The sequence below is a fragment of the Cognatiyoonia sp. IB215182 genome (assembly GCF_033963905.1).
Lineage (GTDB): Bacteria > Pseudomonadota > Alphaproteobacteria > Rhodobacterales > Rhodobacteraceae > Yoonia.
In genome coordinates, this window is record NZ_JAXBMB010000010.1 from 119,486 (window position 1) to 138,788 (window position 19,303).

General features: G+C 58.1%; 18 protein-coding genes. 6 read left to right on the forward strand and 12 right to left on the reverse strand.

Annotated elements, in window-relative coordinates:
* The first annotated feature begins 14 nt into the window (after window positions 1–14).
* Window positions 15–995 carry an OmpA family protein gene (locus tag SLH47_RS19975; RefSeq protein ID WP_320242028.1) on the forward strand — a complete coding sequence of 327 codons (981 nt, stop codon included), beginning with the start codon at window positions 15–17 and terminating at the stop codon, window positions 993–995.
* Between the two features lie 12 nt (window positions 996–1,007).
* On the opposite strand, the gene SLH47_RS19980 is transcribed toward SLH47_RS19975, so the two are convergent.
* Window positions 1,008–1,742 carry a hypothetical protein gene (locus SLH47_RS19980; protein WP_320242030.1) on the reverse strand — a complete coding sequence of 245 codons (735 nt, stop codon included), beginning with the start codon at window positions 1,740–1,742 and terminating at the stop codon, window positions 1,008–1,010.
* Window positions 1,743–1,827: 85 nt separating this feature from the next.
* Here SLH47_RS19980 and SLH47_RS19985 point away from each other — a divergent pair, with 85 nt between their 5' ends.
* A complete protein-coding gene (locus SLH47_RS19985) occupies window positions 1,828–2,160 on the forward strand; it encodes a helix-turn-helix domain-containing protein (RefSeq protein ID WP_320242032.1) in 333 nt (110 codons plus the stop codon).
* Window positions 2,161–2,173: 13 nt separating this feature from the next.
* Here the strand turns inward: SLH47_RS19985 and SLH47_RS19990 are convergent, their stop codons facing one another.
* The 5 genes from SLH47_RS19990 to SLH47_RS20010 form a co-directional block, all read right to left on the reverse strand.
* Window positions 2,174–2,821 (reverse strand): ATP-binding cassette domain-containing protein, encoded by a 648-nt coding sequence (locus tag SLH47_RS19990; protein ID WP_320242034.1) that lies wholly within the window; start codon window positions 2,819–2,821, stop codon window positions 2,174–2,176.
* Window positions 2,814–4,538 (reverse strand): ABC transporter permease, encoded by a 1,725-nt coding sequence (locus SLH47_RS19995; protein WP_320242124.1) that lies wholly within the window; start codon window positions 4,536–4,538, stop codon window positions 2,814–2,816. Before SLH47_RS19995 ends, SLH47_RS19990 begins: the two co-directional genes overlap by 8 nt.
* A 48-nt stretch (window positions 4,539–4,586) precedes the next feature.
* Window positions 4,587–5,786, reverse strand: coding sequence for an ABC transporter substrate-binding protein (locus SLH47_RS20000; protein ID WP_320242035.1), 1,200 nt, complete (start codon window positions 5,784–5,786; stop codon window positions 4,587–4,589).
* 12 nt (window positions 5,787–5,798) lie between these two features.
* Window positions 5,799–6,407 carry a CDP-alcohol phosphatidyltransferase family protein gene (locus SLH47_RS20005; RefSeq protein ID WP_320242037.1) on the reverse strand — a complete coding sequence of 203 codons (609 nt, stop codon included), beginning with the start codon at window positions 6,405–6,407 and terminating at the stop codon, window positions 5,799–5,801.
* Between the two features lie 99 nt (window positions 6,408–6,506).
* Window positions 6,507–8,507 carry a hydantoinase/oxoprolinase family protein gene (locus SLH47_RS20010; protein ID WP_320242039.1) on the reverse strand — a complete coding sequence of 667 codons (2,001 nt, stop codon included), beginning with the start codon at window positions 8,505–8,507 and terminating at the stop codon, window positions 6,507–6,509.
* 157 nt (window positions 8,508–8,664) lie between these two features.
* On the opposite strand from SLH47_RS20010, the gene SLH47_RS20015 reads away from it, so the two are divergent.
* Complete coding sequence (locus SLH47_RS20015; RefSeq protein ID WP_320242041.1) at window positions 8,665–9,291, forward strand: class I SAM-dependent methyltransferase; 627 nt, start codon at window positions 8,665–8,667, stop codon at window positions 9,289–9,291.
* Here SLH47_RS20015 and SLH47_RS20020 read toward each other — a convergent pair.
* Together SLH47_RS20020 and SLH47_RS20025 are read right to left on the reverse strand one after the other, a co-directional pair.
* The gene (locus SLH47_RS20020) at window positions 9,263–9,667 is read right to left on the reverse strand and encodes a GtrA family protein (protein ID WP_320242043.1); all 405 of its coding nucleotides are present in this window, start codon (window positions 9,665–9,667) and stop codon (window positions 9,263–9,265) included. The two genes, SLH47_RS20015 and SLH47_RS20020, sit on opposite strands and share 29 nt — an antisense overlap.
* Window positions 9,664–11,457 carry a hypothetical protein gene (locus tag SLH47_RS20025; RefSeq protein WP_320242046.1) on the reverse strand — a complete coding sequence of 598 codons (1,794 nt, stop codon included), beginning with the start codon at window positions 11,455–11,457 and terminating at the stop codon, window positions 9,664–9,666. Before SLH47_RS20025 ends, SLH47_RS20020 begins: the two co-directional genes overlap by 4 nt.
* Before the next feature lie 205 nt (window positions 11,458–11,662).
* Between SLH47_RS20025 and SLH47_RS20030 the strand changes: the two genes are divergently transcribed.
* Together SLH47_RS20030 and SLH47_RS20035 are read left to right on the forward strand one after the other, a co-directional pair.
* A complete protein-coding gene (locus SLH47_RS20030) occupies window positions 11,663–12,820 on the forward strand; it encodes a glycosyltransferase family 2 protein (RefSeq protein WP_320242047.1) in 1,158 nt (385 codons plus the stop codon).
* A gap of 77 nt (window positions 12,821–12,897) precedes the next feature.
* Window positions 12,898–13,668: a Stf0 family sulfotransferase gene (locus SLH47_RS20035; protein WP_320242048.1), complete on the forward strand. Its 771-nt coding sequence runs from the start codon at window positions 12,898–12,900 to the stop codon at window positions 13,666–13,668.
* A 111-nt stretch (window positions 13,669–13,779) separates the two neighbouring features.
* Here SLH47_RS20035 and SLH47_RS20040 read toward each other — a convergent pair whose 3' ends face one another.
* From SLH47_RS20040 to SLH47_RS20055, 4 genes are all read right to left on the reverse strand, one after another.
* A complete protein-coding gene (locus SLH47_RS20040) occupies window positions 13,780–15,360 on the reverse strand; it encodes an FkbM family methyltransferase (RefSeq protein WP_320242050.1) in 1,581 nt (526 codons plus the stop codon).
* A gap of 100 nt (window positions 15,361–15,460) precedes the next feature.
* Entirely contained in the window at window positions 15,461–16,303 is an 843-nt protein-coding gene (gene panC / locus SLH47_RS20045) for a pantoate--beta-alanine ligase (RefSeq protein ID WP_320242052.1), read from the reverse strand.
* Entirely contained in the window at window positions 16,300–17,124 is an 825-nt protein-coding gene (gene panB, locus SLH47_RS20050) for a 3-methyl-2-oxobutanoate hydroxymethyltransferase (RefSeq protein WP_320242054.1), read from the reverse strand. The genes panC and panB overlap by 4 nt, the downstream gene beginning before the upstream one ends.
* A 120-nt stretch (window positions 17,125–17,244) precedes the next feature.
* A complete protein-coding gene (locus tag SLH47_RS20055; protein ID WP_320242056.1) occupies window positions 17,245–17,685 on the reverse strand; it encodes a hypothetical protein in 441 nt (146 codons plus the stop codon).
* A 128-nt stretch (window positions 17,686–17,813) separates the two neighbouring features.
* Here SLH47_RS20055 and SLH47_RS20060 point away from each other — a divergent pair, with 128 nt between their 5' ends.
* Window positions 17,814–19,283: an ABC transporter substrate-binding protein gene (locus tag SLH47_RS20060; RefSeq protein ID WP_320242058.1), complete on the forward strand. Its 1,470-nt coding sequence runs from the start codon at window positions 17,814–17,816 to the stop codon at window positions 19,281–19,283.
* Window positions 19,284–19,303: the final 20 nt, after the last annotated feature.

The following is a 19,303-nucleotide window of genomic DNA, read 5'->3' on the forward strand; positions in this document are numbered from 1 at the left end:
CACAGGATGATATCATGCACCGATTGCGCCTAATTGTTCTGAAGACTCTCCTCATCACCCTCTTCCTACCCAACGGTCTCGCGGCGCAGGAGCCGACTGTTGTGCAGCCTTTCGAGGGCAGCGAAATCTCGGCCCAATACGCCGCAGATTTTGACCAGATCACAATCCTGATCGACGATGATATGGAGGACGAGACGTATTCCCGGCAATCGATCGAGGGCATCACGCGCGCGACGCTGGTGAACGGGCCGCGTGACAAATCAGTGTTAGAGATTTCGCGCAGCTTTGAAAATGCGTTGCAGGGGGCTGGCTTTGAACTTCTGTTCGCGCGCCCGCTTCAGGCGACACCTTATCCTGATGCTGGGTCAGGATCGCGCTTTTGGGTCCGCGATCTGAAGGACGTAAACGGGAACCGAACATTTGCTCCGATCGGAGATGCGAACAATGTCGGCACGATCCTGAACTATCTGCAGAGTGCATCCGGCTATTACTTGTCTGCCCGGCGCGAAACGCCGACTGAGGAGACGTATTTCGCACTGACGATCTCGGCTGATCGGAACTACTACAGAATGGAAGAAGTCACGCGGGCGATCATGGCTGATGACACCGTGACGATCAGCGAACTGGGTGTCACATCAGACATGGACGCCGAAGGCAAGGCGATCCTTTATGGTGTCCAATTCGACGTGGGCAGTGCTGTGCTGCGCCCCTCATCCACCCCATCCATCGAAATCATAGCCAATGTGCTGCGCGAACGCCCCGGCAACTTCTATGTCGTCGGCCATACCAGCGATACCGGATCGTTCGACCTGAACATGCAACTCTCCCAAGAGCGGGCCGTCGCGATTATCACGGCCCTTGGGCAGGACTACGGAATCGACACGGCGCGCCTCCAAGCCATTGGCGTCGGGCCAGCAGCACCGCTTGCCTCGAACAAGAACGAGGCCGGACGTCAACTCAATCGGCGCGTCGAACTGGTTGAACGGCTTGAGTAATGACAGCTGGCGCTACTGAGGCACCGGCACAGGCCGCCCAACAAGCCTGCGGATCAGTTGAACATGCAGAATGATCGAAATGGGGACGATCAGCAGTGGCACCAGCGGGAACGGGTAATACCCGACAATCACCGTCGGCAGATCAAAGGACGTCGTCTGAAAAGGACCGGGTGCGGAGTTGATTGCCTTGTAGAGCACCAGCAGCAAATCCCCGATGCCTACGATACACCATGCGAATCCGATGGCCCAAAACCGCGCCGTATCTCGCCAAAGCAAGTAGCCAACAATGGGTGCCGTAACGCCGACAAAGATGTCGCCCCACCCGGTCGACAAGGCAAAATAACCTGACAGCAGCCCATCCGCATAAAGCATCAAGAACACCAGTCCAATGATACGATAAACCTGAATTGTCGCCAGCCAGTGCAATGGGATGGCTTGCAGCACAGCAGTCGCGTGGCGACTGACAGATAGTAGGACGATGCCCAACACCGTGCCGCCCAGCACCAACACACCAAGGAGCGGAAAGGTCTGCTCGACCCGCGGGACAAGGATGTTGGTGTAGGCAATCGCCTGCGCAGCCGCAGCCCACGAAAGAAGGTATCCGCCGATCATAAATGCAAAACGCCGCTTCTCTTCTCTGCCCAACTGTGCTGACGCAGTTCCAAAGGTCAGCATCATTGCAAGCCCGCCCGAGACAAACATCAATGTGCTGATCACAAGTAAAATCGCATAGTCCGGTACTTGCATTATATACCTCTTATGTAGTCAATACATTTTCTGTAGTCAGTTTGACTTCTGTTGTCAAACGTCTGTTGGGCGGGTACCAACCGGCATGGAGATCAACATGCGCCCCAACTGCCCCGTGGCTCGCAGCGCGGATATCATTGCAGACCGGTGGACCCTGCTGATCCTGCGCAACCTGAGCCTTGACGGGCCACAGCGGTTCCAGGATTTCGCCAAGGCGCTCGACGGCATCAGCCCGACAACTTTGTCGGCCCGTCTGAAGTCACTGCAGGAACATGGGCTGATTGCACGCGAGGTGATTGATACGCACCCCCCGCGCACACTTTACTCCCTTACCGATCTCGGTCTGAACATCAGGCCGGTGCTGAAGGCGCTTCATCAATTCGGCAGTGCCCTGCCCGCAAAACCGGAAGACCGATAGCGACCGACATAGACTAAGCTGGCTTTTCAGAGCCAAGCGTGATCACTGCTCCACCCGCCGCCCGGGCATCTTCGGCATCATGTGTCACCATCAGAACAGGCAACTCACGGGCGCGCGCGCGGTCAAACACCATGTCGCGCACCTGCGCGCGCCGTTCGGCATCAAGCCGCGAAAACGGCTCATCCAGCAAAAGCCCGCAAGGTTCTGACAGAAGCATGCGCATCAACGCAATCCGTGCCTTTTGCCCACCGGAAAGCGTGGCCGGATCGCGGTCGGCAAATCCACTTAGGCCGACCTCGGTCAAGGCCTCCTCGACCTTCGTCTTCCTGGCAGCGGTCGAACCGCCAGGTTGCAGGCCAAAGGCCAGATTGGCCCCAACAGATAAATGCGGGAAAAGCAGATCATCCTGAAAGAGGATCCCAACCCGGCGCTGATGCGGGGCGGCGTAGGTGACGTTATGCCCGTCCAGCCAGACCTCTCCTTCCGCCTCAAAATCCGGTGCGAGTGTGCCGGTGATGAATGCAAGAAGCGTTGATTTCCCCACACCTGACGGCCCCATGATCGTCAGGACCTCACCGGGCGCGACATCGTGGTGGACCGATAGCAAAGGTGCTCCGTCCTTCGAGATTGTCACGTGGCGCAAAGACAAACCTTTATCCATGCCGCAGCCCTTGTCTGTTGCGCCAGACCAGCGCAGGGATCAGCAATGCGAGGGCGAACGGTACAAGCGCTGCGCCCGTCTGCATCAGGCCATAAACCGCAATCGCGCGGCGATCGCCGCCAGAGGCGAGTGCCACTGCTTCGGTCGTCAGCGTCGCCACGCGCCCACCACCGATAAGCAGCGTCGCCAGATATTGCCCCACCGAGACCGCCAATCCCACGGCCAGCGCCGTCAGGATGGGCCGCAACAGCATTGGCAAACGGACGCGCCACAAAACACCATTCGGGCTGGCGCGTAAAGCCGCGGCAATCGTACCTATCCGCGTATCCCAGGCGCGATAAGGGTCGGCGAGCGATAGAAAAACATAAGGCAATACAAAGACGAGATGCGCCAGGATCACCGGTAATCGCCCAGCGTCGGCGCCGATATTCAGCATCAACGTCTGCAGGCCCGGCAGAAATGCCGTCTGCGGGATCAGGAGTGGCAAATACAAAAGCCACACGGCCCGCCTGCTGAAGGTCAACCCGTAGCGATATTCAGCCTCAAGACAACCGATGGTCAGGATCAAGGCAACCGAGGCCGCGACAATCGCGATCAGCGCTGTTTCAATCATCGCCTCTTGCGTGCCGGGGCCAAAGCGCATCCAGTTGCGCCATGTGAACTGGTCGGGCAGCGCGTCGGGAAAGCCCCAGAACCCGGCAAAAGACCAGATCGCGAGCACGCCGAGACCGAGCAAGACGGCAAGGGCGCAAGCCGCCCCGCTCAGCAAGGCAAGGCGCGCCACCAGCGGGTCAAACCGCCCGCGCGCGCCGCTGGCGATCCAGCGACGGCCCAAGCGCGCCACGACCCACTCCCCGACGCGCCAAAAAGCCAAGGCTCCCACGACCAATGCAAGCTGGACCAGGGCACCGGCGGCGCCTTCAAGCCGCATGGCCAGGTCTGGGTCGGACATCCATTTGACGATTTGCACAGATAGGGGCGGCGGTGTGTTCGGCCCCAGAATGACCGCGACATCCACAACCGACATTGCATAGGCGAGCACCACGTAGACGGGCGGACGTATCTGGGCATAGACGCGAGGAAAGACCGTTTTCAGCCAGCCCGTCACCCGGCCATATCCCAAGGCCTGCGCAACCGTGACGCTACGCCGTGCGTCGGCCTGACCCAACGCGGCCAACGTGATCAGAAGCAGAAACGGCACTTCTTTGACAATCAGGCCCGCCGTCATGGTCAGACCCCAATTGTCCTGAACAATCAGCCAGTCCGGTGGCCGTTCCCAGCCTGTCAACCCAGGCGACAGCAGGCGTGATAGCCAGCCAGATGGCGCGATCAGGAAGGCAAGGCCAAAGGCCGCTGCCGCATGCGGCAAGGATAAAAGCGGAGACAAAAGCCTCTCAAGCAGGCGAAAAGCGCGGGTGCCCGACCAGCCTGCGGTAACCAACATGACGATGGCCAGCGAGATCGAGGTGGCGAGCAACCCTGTCGTGACCGATAACAGCATCGCGCGCGGCAGGCCCGGCCATGCAACAAGGTCACGAAACGGATCGAGCGAGGCGCCGATCTGCCCTGCGGCGGGCAAATGGCCAAAGGCAGGCAAAAGCGTTCCCCAAAGCCCGGCAAAGACTGGCCCGAGCATGGCCAGTAGTGTCAGCGCGGGCAGCAATAACAGAAAGCGCCGTGACCGGATATGCCCCAGCCAACCTGCATCGCCTGCCATATGCAGGCGATGCGGCATTTGGCGAGGGTCGCTCAGGAAGAACACGTGCTACTGCGCGACGCCATAGCGGTTCATCCAGTCATCGGCGATGCGTGTCATCCAGCTGGGATGCGGCTCGGCCTGAACGGTACCAAGCTCAGCCGGTGACAGTGTCGCGATCCCAAGATCCAGCGCATCGAAGAGCGCGCGATCATCGGCTGAGAGCGCGTCCATATCCAGAACCGTGCCGTAGCCCAGAATATTCGGGTCCTGCGCGCGGGCCTGTGCCTCGGGCGACATCAGGAAATTGGCCACCACCATCGCACCGGCTTTTGACCCTGAATTGTAGGGGATCGCCACAAACGATGCATTGCCGATGGTGCCTTTATCCAACACGAAAGTCCGCACCGTGTCAGGCAGTTGGTTATTAGCGATGGCCGCCGTCGCCTCGCCGGGGCTGAAGGACACAGCCAGATCAACCTCGCCATCGGCGATGAGCTGCAATTGTGCAGGACCCGTCGCTGGATAGGCACGACCCGCGCGCCATAAAGTCGGTGTCAGTGCATCAAGAAACGTCCAAAGAGGCTCTGTCACCGCATCATAGTTTTCATCTGTTGCCGGTGTTGCGAGTGCCGATGGATCATCCATCAGATCGACCAGCGCCTGTTTTAAGAAGGTGGTTCCCAGAAAATCCGGTGGTTGCGGATAAGTGAAGCGGCCGGGATTGGCGGCGGACCACTCCAGGATCGCATTCATGTCGCCCAAAGGCGCTGGAATGTCAGCGGTGTCATGGATGAACACAACCTGCGCCATGGCCCATGGGCTCTCGAACCCTTCGGTGGGCACGGTAAAGTCTGTCTGGACGGTCTTGCCCTCAACATCCACAAAGGCCCAGTTCGGCAATTGTTCAGCATAAGGACCAAAGAGCAGATCGGCCTCTTTCATCGCAGCAAAGTTTGCGCCGTTGATCCAGATCATGTCGACGGCACCGTCATCGTCTTCGCCCGCCTGCTTTTCGGACAGAACGCGGGTGACGGCATCTGCCGTATCGGTCAGCTTCACGTGTTCCAATGTGACGCCATAGTCCTCCATCACGCGCTGGCCGACCCAGGCAATGAAGTCATTGGTCGTGGTCGACCCGCCCCAGGCGTTCCAGAACACCGTCTGGCCTTCGGCTTCGGCTGTGACGGCATCCCAGTCTGCAGGGTTGATATCCGCCAGGGCTGGCACCGGCGCCAGCAAGGCAGCCAAAAGGGCTAGATGTTTCATAAGTGTCGTCCTTTACGTCGTGTAGATTTGCTTGGCGGCGTAGATCCGCAATGTGGCGGTGGCAAAGCACAAGGTGCCAAACACCCATGCCAGCGGCGAGAAATACTCAGGCACAAGGCACAGGATGACGAAGAAGATGATCGTCTCTGTCCCCTCAAGAATGCCGTTGGAGTAATAGAGCGATTTCTGGCCCTGCGCGTCGGTCTTGTGCCCATGCTTTTCGGCGAGGATCGCGTAGCCCAGAAAGCTGGTGCCGTTGAAATAGAACGACGCCAACAGAAACGCGCCAGCCGCGCCGTTGGCGGCGGGATCATACAAGACGAAGGCCATCGGTATGGCCCCGTAGAACAAAAAGTCGACTGCGATGTCGAGATAACCACCAAAATCGGTTTTGCGTGTGGCGCGCGCGACGGCGCCGTCCAGCCCATCGGCCAAGCGACTTGCCAGAAGTGGTAGCAGCGCCCAACCCGGCGCACCAAGGCCAATCAGAAGCGCAGAGAACAACCCTAGCGCGAGTCCAATCAAGGTGACACCATCCGCCGTAAAGCCCCGCGCAGCAAGGCCCCGCCCGATCTGGTTCAGGGGCGGATCGATGATCTGACGTGCGTGGCGGTCAAGCATAGAAGGCGCATTCCAAAGACTGGCACCTTGTCGCTGATGCGCTGCGTTGACGCAATCAGGCTGACAAGAAAGTGACAAACGCAGCCTGGATTGACACATTCAGGCGACAGCGATGCGAGGGCGGCCACTGGCAACAACCTCAAGCGTTGCCTCGATAAAAATGCGTTGGCCGTCCACCATGATCTCGTTGATGTCGCGGGTCACATCAATGCGTATCTCTTCCACACCGGCGCTGCTTGCCGCGTTCTTTACCTGCAGGGTCAGCGCGGTTTGCAAGGCATCTATCGCCTTGTCGCGGTCATCATACGTCTGCGGCGCATCCAGATGCACCAGATAGCGCCCAGCGCCTGCCGCCGTGACAGTGCCCTTGGCGCGCATTTGTACCTGCCCCACGACAGCTCCGATCGCGTTGGCCACTTCTGCATGATCGGGAATGATCATGCGCGTGCCCAATCGTTGCCCAACCGCATTGTAGTAAGTGGTTGCGGATGCTCCGAGACCGACAACGGGCACACCAAGCGATACGTGCATTTGAACAAGGCCCGCATGCCGATCCAGTCCGGCTTTTATTGCTGGATGCTGGACCAAGGTCGTGGGATCAGGCCAAACCCTATCATCGTCGGCAAAGGCCGCAGCAAGCAGGCAATCCACCGTCTGCGCCGTCAGTTGAGCGACAATTATGTCCGCCAGCTCTTGCGCATCCGCAACCAAACGCTCGCCATTGCCACGGCGTTTGCGCGCAAGAAGCGTGAGCGCTTTTTCGGCAGCTATGCGGTCCCAAGTATCGAGATGTCCCAGCACATGCGCGGCATCCGAGGGCGTGACACCCGCCATCATGACAAAGCCGCGGCCGATCAGTCGCGCGAGCGCTGGCTGTTCCATCCGCGACTGAACCGCCTGGCCCAGCCGCCGCGGGCCGTCTGAAAGGCGGTTTACAATAGCGCTTTCGCGCGCATCCAGCGCCTCCGAAATATCGTGCCACATCGGTATAACGAATTGCCCGCCATCCGGAGCCGGGATATCCAACGCCAGCGCCCGGTCGAGCGCGCGGTGCACAAGATCTGGAAAAGCGCTTGCGGCCAATGCGATGGGCATGCATCGTCTTGGACCTAGCGTCAGCGCACTTGCGCCCCCTTCATTCAGGTGGACTTCGCTATCGCCGCCAAGTCCCGTCGTGCGCATCGCAACCGCCTCAACCATGGTGCGAAAAGGCCCGACACGGGCACCCTCGGGGTCAATCTTCGGGCGCCCATCGCGCAACAGACACACATCCGTTGTTGTTCCGCCAATGTCGCTGACAAGCGCCTCTTTTTCGCCGGTAAGCCATGCCGCCCCAGCGACCGAGGCTGCGGGTCCGCTCAGGATCGTCTCAATCGGTTTCTCGCGCGCTACTTCCGCTGAGATCAGGGCGCCGTCACCACGGACAACCATCAGCCGTGCATTAATGTCGCTTGCGGCCAAATGCGCCTCCGTCGCCGAGATCAGATTGTCGATTAGGCTGATCAGACGCGCATTCAAAACGGCTGTCAGCGCCCGTTTGGGCCCACCCAAGGCCGCCGACAATTCGTGGGAGCAGGTCACGGGTTTGCCGGTTCTGGCGCGGATTACATCCCGCGCCGCGATCTCATGTGCAGGATTGCGGGTTGCAAAGTGTGAAGCGACAGCGAAAGCCGTCACGCCCGGGTCAAGCTCGTCCAAAGCACTTTCCAAGGCGTGAAGATCAATTGGCTCGCATGCGGCACCCGCATGATCATGACCACCGGCAAGGACAATCACCGGATCACCGCGTAGCGCCTCGGTCAGACCAGCGCGGCCCAGTTCGGCGGCGTCAAACCCGATGAAGATCAGCGCGATCCGGCCACCCTGCCCCTCAACAAGCGCGTTCGTCGCCAACGTTGTGGACAATGACACAAGGGCGATCTGATCTGCTGTAACGTCGGCCCCGGCTATTGCAGCATCGATGGCTGCGCCAATCCCCGGCGCCAGATCAGGACGGGTCGTCAGTGCCTTGGCCTTAGCGATGACCTTATCGGTCACCTCATCGAGAATGACAGCATCGGTATAGGTCCCGCCCGTATCGACGCCCAAGAGAAATGCCATGCCGTTTACCCGTCAAAACCGCGATCACCGCAGCTAAGAGGGCAGCACCCGGTAAATGCAACGTCAATTCACCACTTTTCGGCCAAAAACGCGGCGCAATGCGATGTCACCCTTTACCTTGATTGCCACCTATCCCAATGTCCGGACGTCACGCGCTATGGAAAAGTCACTGATGCTGAAAAAGACCCTTGGCCAGGCTCATGAAAAGCTTGTCTTCAACCGACGCGTCCGCGTGCTTGTGGAACAGATCGGAGCGTTGCTGCCAGCCAATGCGCAGATGCTGGATGTAGGCACAGGCGACGGGCAGATCGCAAAGATGATCGGCGAGATGCAGGAAGGCACAGATGTGCAGGGCATCGACATCATGCTGCGCGAGACGACGCATATTCCCGTGACGCTATTCGACGGCACCAAAATCCCCATGGATGACAATAGCGTTGATGTGGTGACATTCGTCGACGTTCTGCATCACACTGACGACCCGCAGATCCTGATCAGCGAAGCGTCACGCGTGGCCCGCAGGGCGGTGATCATCAAGGACCATCTGAGCGAGAACAAGCTGGATCATCTGACCTTGCGCGTGATGGACTGGGTCGGTAACGCGCCGCACGGTGTGGTCTTGCCGTACAATTATGCGCCGCGCAAAGACTGGGATCGCTGGTTTGCCACGGCCGGGCTCGAAACAGATCACTTTGCGACCGACGTCCCGCTTTACCCGGCCCCGGCCAAGTGGGTGTTTGGCCGCAAGCTACACTTCATCGCGCGCCTGACGCCGACGGCCTGAAGATGATGTAGCGGCAGATCAGAAAGCTGATGACCGCGGCACTTCCCGCTGTGACAAGAAAGATCGCGGTATCGATCCAGAAGTTCTTGGTCACGAAACGGCTCGTGATCGTCGAGACGACTGCAAGACTGGCCACTTGTGTGGCCGCGTATATGAGCATCGCAAATCGGCCGGTCTGATCCGCGCGGAAGGCCACGTTCTTTTGCGCCCAAAAGGCCAGTGGGATGCAGATCAGGTAGACCAGAACGCTCGTCAGCAATGGCGGCGCATCGGCAAAGCGGATCAACCCCGCTGTTACCAGCGCATAGCCTAAGCTGAAACTGCCCCCCACAGCCAGAAAGCGCAGAAAGGCCGTGACTTGGGGGGCGATTGTCATTCAGACACCACTTCAAGCAAGACCTGATTGTCGTCGTCCAACGAAACCGGACGCAGCCAATCGACCACTTCGCCGGCTGCAAGGGCACTGACGAATTCGCCAGAATAGGTCGTGTTGGCGCAAAGCAGAAAGTGCGTGGCGCCACTTTCCGCCAAATGCGCGCGCAAGTCCTCTTCTTCCATACCGAAAGGAACCACGGCGTTAGAGAGGGCATCCGCGCTCGTGTGATACCCACCTGAAAGGACATCATGGTGCGTCAGCCAAAGGATATGCGGGGCGAGGTTGAAGTGCGGCAGGATCACGCCCTTTGGCACGGCGTTCAGAGAACTCACAGAGGCATAGCTGCGGCAATCGCCAACACCCGGTGCTTCGCCCCGTCCTTCGGGAAGAAGTGGCTCAAGCGCTTGTGTCACGGTGCCCGGAGAAATGAGGAGCGTGGCAAATACGAGACCCAACAGGGCGGAAGTCGCATCGCGCTGTTCAAAGTACGCGCGAAACAACCGGGCCAGAATGAAGCCAACGAGTATCGGTATGATCGCACCGGCCATTGTGATCGCACGCATCTGATAAAGCGCCATGAGGATGCCAACCACACAAAGAAGACCCAGTCCCGCAAGGGCCTGGAATTGCTGATCGGCGAATGAGATACGCCTGGTCGTCAGGTCGTCGATCACGAAATAGGCGACAGCTGCAACCGCCAGCGCTACCGGCAGGATCATCGGCGCTGCGTCGGCTGGGTGCTGCATAGTAAACACCCATAGCGGCAGGGCCTCGCCCACACCTCTGCTGATGAAATCCTGCAATTCTTGCGGCAGATCGCCGTATGGCCCGGTCAGACAGGTGAAAAGCATGGGCCAGGCAAAGAAGATTCCGCCGACACTCAGTGCGACGGTGATCAGCAGATGCAAGGCCGGGCGTCTGACGCCCCGTAAAAACAAGAGCGGTAAGGTGCTTGCAATTGCGGCCGTCCAGATCACCGACAGAACCATGGGGCTCAGCCGGTCACACATCGGCAACATGCGAGTCTGAGGCGCCGACTGCCCCAACCAGAACAGGACACTGCCAAACGCAAGTGCTGCGCAAAATGCCAGTAATGCAGTGCGCGGCGCTGGCGACGCCGAAAGCAAGCCGCGTGCGAAAAACAAAACGCCAACGGCGACAACAAAAATGAGCGACTCCAGACCCACTGCCAGTGAAAACGCCGCAGCCACGCCCCCGATGAGACCAGCAGCGACAGGTCGATCCGGCCACACTGCGCTAAGCGCCATGACCACCATCATCAACATCTGGACATTGTGGTGATCAAGGTTTCCGGGACCCGCATGCCAGTTGCTGGTGACCGGCCACAGCACAAGGCTGAGAACCGCAAAGCAGGCCGCATATGTGCCAAACAGGCGTCTCGTTCCAGCAACAACGACCGTCAATGCGATCAGTTGGATCAAAACTGGCCAGATCATGGCCCCCAAAATCTCGGCCACTGGCATCGGCACGATGTAAGACAGCGGCAGGATCACTGCGGCAATGCTTGCATCAACGTATCGCGACCAATGCAACGGCATCCCGTCAGGCGGCAGAACGCGATATTGCACCACATCAAACCAGCCCTGGCCTGCGATCAGATCACGCACCATCACGAGCCGCATGACATCGTCGTTGCCCTGCTTTGCAAAGTTCTCCCACATGTCGAAACTTGCAAAAATGGCTTGCCCAATTATCAGCAGTACCGCCGCGACGACGGTGGCGCGCAATGGTGCTTCGCGGATCAGGTGTTGCGCACGTGAAAGAAGCATCGCTCGACAAAAACCCCCATGGCAGGCAACTGGCCTCTCGCAGGCAGCGCTATAGTGCAACAACGACGGAATTGAGGCGTGGGTATGGCCAACAAAGATGTTGCACAACGAACACTGGATAACCTATCCGCACCTTACCCGAGCCTGAATTACGCCCCAATCCGTGTCTAATACGCGCTGTGTGAACCAGATTGAACCTGTAGAAATGACCGAACTGACAATCCTGATGCCCTGCCTGAACGAGGCAGAGACGCTTGAGACATGTATCGTGAAGGCAAATGACTACCTCAAGCGCTCAGGCGTTGATGGTGAGGTGCTGATCGCGGATAATGGTTCAACCGATGGCAGCCAGGACATTGCCAAGGGGCTTGGCGCCCGTGTCATTGATGTGCCGGTCAAGGGGTATGGTGCTGCTTTGGGCGCCGGGATCAAGGCCGCCAAGGGGCGCTTTGTCATCATGGGTGACAGCGACGATTCTTATGATTTCTCGAACCTTGATCCGTTTGTGAAAGAGCTGCGCGATGGTGCCGATCTGGTCATGGGCAATCGTTTCAAAGGGGGCATCGAAAAAGACGCGATGCCGCCCCTGCACCGCTATCTGGGGAACCCCGTTCTTTCGGCTGTTGGGCGCATCTTCTATCACACACCCGTGGGTGATTTTCACTGCGGGCTGCGCGGCTTTTCGCGCGAGGCTATCCTGGGGCTGCACCTGAATACACCGGGCATGGAATTCGCCTCTGAAATGGTGATCCGCGCCACGCTATTTGATCTTGATATCCGCGAAGTACCCACGACGCTGAAACCAGACGGACGCTCGCGACCGCCCCATCTGCGCAGTTGGCGCGATGGCTGGCTGCATCTGAAGCTCTTGCTGACATTTGCACCCTACTGGCTGTTTTACTATCCGGGACTGGTGATGTTCTGGGTCGGGTTGGTCAGCTTCCTCGCACTCATGCTGGGTCCCGTAGTGGTTGGTGGTATCACGTTCGATGTAGCGACCATGATCCTTGCTGGCGCGTTGCTGCTGACCGGGTTTCAGATGGTTTGCTTCTACGTCCTCTCGCGGATCTTTGCAGTGCGGTTCAACCTTTTGCCCACATCGCGCCGGTTCGAACGTCTGCGGTCCAAAATCACGGTCGACAATGCCTGTATTCTGGGCGGTATCCTGCTCTTGATCGCCATGATCGCGACCCTTTCGGGTGTCTTCAGTTGGGGCGCCACTGGCTTTGGCGATCTTGATGCGCGTGAGATTGTACGCCCAACGACGCTGGCCGTTGTCTGCGCCTCGCTCGGTGTACAGAGTATCACAACCGGTTTCCTTGCCTCCATGCTGCAACAGGAAATCCGGCCTAATCCGAAGTAGGCGGACACTCATCGCGGCCAATGCAGAAAGTGTCATAAACCTCAGCTAGTTGGCTCATATTCAAATGAGGTCAGCCGATGCAGCGCAAAGTCCCCAAATGCTACGTCATCTGCACGACACCGCGCAGCGGCAGCACGATGTTGTGCAAATTGTTGGAAGCGACAAAGATCGCGGGCCGACCGGGTTCGCTATTCCACGAGCCGTCCATCGACGCTTGGCTCGAGTACTACGGGTTTGACAGCGGGAACTTTTTGTCAAGAGAGGCGACCCTCAACGCCATCTTAGACGCCGCAATGAAGCGCGGCAAAGCAGGGTCCGATATCTTCGGCCTGCGCTTGCAACAGCGGAGCTTTCCGTTTTTGGCGGAGCAATTGGCGTTCCTTTTCCCCAGGCAAGAAACCGATTTGGAGCGGCTTGAAGCGGCCTTTGGACCTGCACTCTTTATCTATCTGCATCGTGAAGACCGGCTTGGTCAGGCGATATCGCGCCTGCGCGCCGAACAGACGGGTCTGTGGCACAAAAGGGCCGATGGCACGGATCTTGAAAGGCAAGCGGCCCGGCGCGAAGACCGATACGATCCGGATGCGATCCACGCCCATTTAAACGAAATAGCCGAGCAGAATGAGGCCTGGCAAAGATGGTTTGCAGAGCAGTCCATCAAAACTCTCACAATTACTTACGAGGCGCTGTCACAGTATCCGCAAAGCACTTTGGCGGCGATACTAGAGGCACTTGGCTTGGACGCTTCGGTCGCCATGAGGACACCAGTGCAAACCTCCAAACTCGCGGACCGAACAAACGAAGACTGGCGCGCGCGCTTCATGTTTGAGGCGAAACCATCGCGTTAGGCGTGTGACGAACGCGCCCATGCCCGTATCCGAATATGGGCTCTGACGACGCGATGATACAGTTCTGCATCCGCCATCTGACAGCTCTTACCGCTTACTCGACAGAAGGCATTACTCAAAAGACTTTGAGCGGAGCAAAAAGGTACCGCGCGTCAAAAAACAAGCGAGGATCTTAAACCGTCGGTCAGTGAGAAAATTCAGAACCTCCGGCACAGTGTTTTCTCCGCCCCTTTCCGCACCCGCATCAATGGCGATGTATTCGACCTTCTTCAGGGTGTTTTCCGCACCGCGCAGAACCTCCGGCTCCATCCCCTCGGCTTCAACTTTCAGAAGCTTGATTTTGGCTAAACCGGAGATCGGCTCAAAGTCGTCAAGCCGAACCTTATCGACGCTAATGACACCGCTATGCTTGTCGGGTTTGAACAGGCTTGAGTCTGCAGATTCTGTGTTCAGAAAGAATTCGGCTGTCCCATTGGAGTCGCTTAGCGCGACGTCGTAGCATTCACCGATGACGTTTTCGCGCAAGGCAGCATATGCGCTTGGATCAGGTTCAAAGGCGTAGTAGGATCCGCCCTTGTCGTTGCACCACATTCCAATCTCACCAATATTGGCGCCTACATCGATGACAACATCATCTTTGGTGATGAGATCTCGCGGCAAACGATAATCGCTCACAAGCTGCTTGCGACGTCGGAAGATGCCGCGCCTGTACAAAGACAGCCGCGCCCTGTCAGAGACGAACACCTGCTTTCCTGTTTGACGATCTTGCGCGAAGAAGAGCCGCCTTTCTTCATCAAAGCCAAAGATGCACTTGTGCGTTGGCTGAGGTATGTTCTGACTTTGAGGATCCTGTGTCACGGCAGGTTCTCCTGTTTTTGTCTGAGCGGTGGTGGAAAATGCATTGCTTGCAGCAGGACCTTTAACCGTCTGGTATGGCGGCTTCTCAAGCCTACCATGAGGCCATTTGTGAAATTCCGAGTTCTTGATGTTTTCGGAAACAATATTCACCTTCTTGGGTGGGATCGCCGTCAGCGCCGCGGGCAATGAAAGTTGATCGCGCCTCGAATATCGCAAGACATGCGCATGCCACTTCTCCATTGCCTCAATGCAATGCGAGTCATTATGGCGGCGCGCCAATAGTCCACCCCAAACCGGCCTCTGGTGCAGCACCTCGGAATAGTATTCTTCATAGAATGCTACATGCTCATCAAGCACATGCTGGTGTTCGAGATTGTACTTCAAGGCAGCGCTAAACTCTCCGGCGACGCTTTCTCTGAACGAATGGAAGAGACCGCCGAAGACAATATTGTCATTGGGAACTAGCTTTTCCCAAATCTGGTGCGGGTCCTGCCTCAATAATACTGTGCTATCGATGTAAAGCGACTTGTCATGTTGCTTTAACCAACGATGCGGGCGAATTTTCTGTTCACGCGAACTGCGAAAGGGATCAGCTTCCAGAAATGGTGTGACGGACACACATGTCCAACCATTCGGCGTTTTGATTTTCTGATCCGTGAAACAAATATAGTCTACATTTTGGAACGGCGTGACAGGCGGCAGTTCGTAACCCCATCCAAGGACGTTTGTGTAGACTGCTAGCCGTTCGTTCACTTGCCGCTCTAACTGGCGCAGATAATGCGCTTTGGTATGCTCTTTCACTTTGTCTCTGCAAAGCACTCCGACATCTGCCATGAACCGGTCGGGCGCTACGGCTGGACAACACTGCTACGCCTATCTTGCGTCGATACCCGCGGTCAATTTGTAAACAGCAACGCCGCTTTAGCGTTCGCGATCAAACTGCGATGTTGTCGATCAGTCGCACCCCGGCCAGCCATGCTGCCGCAAAAAGGCGTGCGCCGGGTTTGGTCTGATCCAAAAGCTGCAAATACTCGCCATCACGCAGTTCGAGATAATCGATATCGCTGAAGCCAGCATGCAGGATGCGGGCCTTTGCGTCAGGACTAAGGGTTGCCATCGTCGCCCCACTCAGTAACGCATCACGCATCTCTTCCATCACCTCGGCCAGGACCGGCGCCTTGATCCGCGACCGGTCCGATAGCAGAAGGTTGCGCGACGACATCGCCAGCCCATCCTCTTCCCGGATCGTGGGACATCCGATGACTTCGATGGGGATATCCAGATCGGCCGCCAACCTGCGAACGACCTGCAGTTGCTGATAGTCTTTCTCGCCAAAGAAAGCGAAATCGGCAGCGGTTTGCAGGAACAGCTTTGGCACAACGGTTGCCACGCCGTCGAAATGACCCGGCCGCGTCGCACCGCAAAGCATGTCGGTCAGCCCCACTACCGTCACCGTTGTCGCGAAGCCATCTGGATAGATCTGGTCCGGGTCCGGGACGTAGATCAGATCAACGCCGATGCTTTCCAGTTTGCGTGCGTCGTCCTCTTCGGTTCTTGGGTAGCTGTCCAGATCGTCAGGATTATTGAACTGTTTGGGGTTGACAAAGATCGTCACGATCACGCGGTCACAACGCTCCCGCGCGGCATGCGCGAGCGACAAATGCCCGTGATGCAGCGCGCCCATCGTCGGCACCACCCCAATCGTCTCGCCCGCCTTGCGCCAAAGCGCCGTCTGCGCCCGCAGCCCGGCCAAGGTCCGTTCGATGGGCGCGATCACTTCGGCGCCTCATCGCCGAAAACATGCTCTGCCGCCGGAAATTCGCGCGCCCGGACGTCTGCCGCATAAGCCGCGATTGCCGCGGCCCCATCATCACCCAGATGCGCATAGCGTTTCACGAATTTCGCCTTAAACGCGGTGAAAAGGCCCAACATGTCATCCACGACCAAGATCTGCCCGTCGCATTTCGCACTCGCCCCGATGCCAATCGTGGGGATCGGCACTCGCGCGGTGATCTCATCGGCCAAACTCTCCGGCACCTTTTCAAGCACCACGGCAAAAGCACCGGCGGTTGAGACTGCCTCTGCATCGGCCAAAGCCGCGTCCCGCGCCTCCCCACGCCCTTGCACCTTGTAGCCGCCCAGCGTGTTGATCGATTGCGGAGTCAGCCCGATATGCGCCATAACCGGAATGCCGCGCGCGACGAGAAAGGCGATGGTCTCCGCCATCTCGACCCCGCCTTCCAGCTTGACGGCCCCGGCCCCCGTCTCGGCCATCAGGCGGGCGGCATTGCGGAACGCCTGCTCGCGACTTTCCTCATACGACCCGAAGGGCATGTCGATGACCATCATGGCTGACGTCAACCCCCGCGCCACCGCCTGCCCATGCAGGATCATCATCTCCATCGTCACTCCCAGGGTAGATGGGAGGCCATGTAACACCATGCCGACACTGTCGCCCACCAGCACAAAGTCGCAATGTTCATCCATCATTTGCGCCATGGGCGTGGTGTAAGCCGTCAGGCTGACCAGCGGCGTACCGCCTTTGGCCGCACGTATATCATCTGGCAAGGGTGCGCGTTTCCTGGCAGTGGCGCTCATACTGGGTCTCTTCTCTGGCTGCTGAGGGGAGATAGCAGGGTAGAAGAGAGGTGGAAAGCGGGACCGAGCGTCGGTTTAACGCATGAGCAGCCAAAGAAATGCAAACGCGCGCCGAGGACGTCAAGTGTCGTAGTTGCACGTGTCCCATGGGCCATAAAACATCAATGTATGACCCGGTAGCGCATCGATGAGTTGTTCCCCTTGGAACTCCTCATGTTCATCTTCGCGGACCACCAAACCAAATGTTTCGCCAAAAAATGCTGTAGAAAAAGGTCGAACCCAAATTTGCTCGACCGTCTCAGCGTCAATCTTACGTCTTAAACGTGCCAACGCATCTCCGAGGCCACCATCCTTATTTGGCTCCCGAAGACCCAAATCAACAACATCAGCCGAGATGAAATGCCCATCCTTATCGAATAGGTATGCTGCAACAAAATCACGCGTAGTGTTCCCGTCGGAAGTAAGTTGCTGCGTGATCCAGTAGCCGTTGCCTTGCTTCGTTTTGCCAACGTCTCTGAGGTGGTAGTCGTCTGGGACCAAAGGGAATTTCAGATCGTGCATTTTTGACACCTCACATTTGCCAGTGAATAGCGCAATGCAAAATTGTTTGACTAGTATGCGTACCTTCGATCCCTCTTGATTTACCCTGACCTTGCGTCAACACTCCCGTCCAACAACAGGGGGATCACATGCACCATATCACGCGCCTCGCAGCCGCTTTCAGCCTGACTGCCACGACAGCTCTGGCTCAGGACAGTATCACCGTAGCCATCCAGCTTGAGCCGCCAAACCTTGACCCGACTGGCGGTGCGGCGCAGGCGATTGACAGCGTGCTTTATGCCAATGTGTTCGAGGGGCTAACGCGATTTGATGCGGATGGGTCGATCATCCGGGGGCTCGCGCAAAGCTGGGAGATTTCCGAGGACGGAACGGTTTATACCTTCAACCTCGCCGCGGGGGTGACGTTTCATGATGGCACTACGATGGATGCGGAGGATGTGAAATTCAGCCTCGACCGCGCCCGAGCCGAGGATAGCACAAATGCGCAAAAGGGGCTTTTTGCCGGGATCACGGATGTGACCGTGGTAGAACCGCTGGTGGTGCAGGTGACGCTGGATCAGCCCAACGGGAACTTCCTTTTCAATATGGCTTGGGGCGATGCGGTGATCGTAGCCCCCGAAAGTATCGAAAACATCGCCTCCAATCCCATTGGCACCGGTCCCTTCACCTTCACCGATTGGGTGCAGGGCGACCGGATCGAACTGACGCGCAATGATGATTATTGGGGGCCCGCCCCCGCGTTGGAAAGCGCCACGTTCCATTTCATCAGCGATCCAACCGCCGCCTTTGCCGCCGTGATGGCCGAGGATGTAGACGCCTTTGTCGGCTTCCCCGCCCCTGAAAACCTGCCTCAGTTCGAGGCCGATCCGCGCTTTCAGGTGCTCGTCGGCAATACCGAGGGCGAGACGATCCTGTCCACAAACAACAAGATGCCGCCGTTTGATAATGTGCTGGTCCGACAGGCCGTCGCCCATGCCATCGACCGACAGGCGATCATCGACGGGGCGATGTTCGGGCTAGGCACCCCCATCGGCACCCATTTCGCGCCACATCACCCCAATTATGTCGATCTGCTCGCCAATTCGCCCCATGACCCGGAACGGGCACGCGAATTGCTGGCGGAGGCCGGGTTTGCCGATGGCTTTACCACAACACTGAAACTGCCCCCGCCCTCTTATGCCCGTCGCGGCGGTGAGATCATTGCGGCGCAACTCCGCGACGTGGGGATCGAGACAGAGATCACGAACCTCGAATGGGCGCAATGGATCGAAGAGGTCTTTACCAACAAGGATTTCGGCCTCTCTATCGTCAGCCACACTGAACCGATGGATATCGGCATCTACGCGAACCCGGACTACTATTTTCAATACGACAATCCGGAGTTCCAGGCCCTTATGGAAGACCTGAACGCCACTACTGATCCGGCGGGCCGCAGCGAACTCCTGGCCAAGGCGCAGACGATCATCTCAGAGGATTACGTGAACGGCTTCCTCTTCGAATTGGCCGTCGCGACGGTCGCGAAGGCCGGACTGCAGGGGCTGTGGGTCAACCAACCCACGGCGGCGGTTGATCTGACGGGGGTCTCTTGGGCCGAATAGAGCCGCTGCCCGGCGATTAC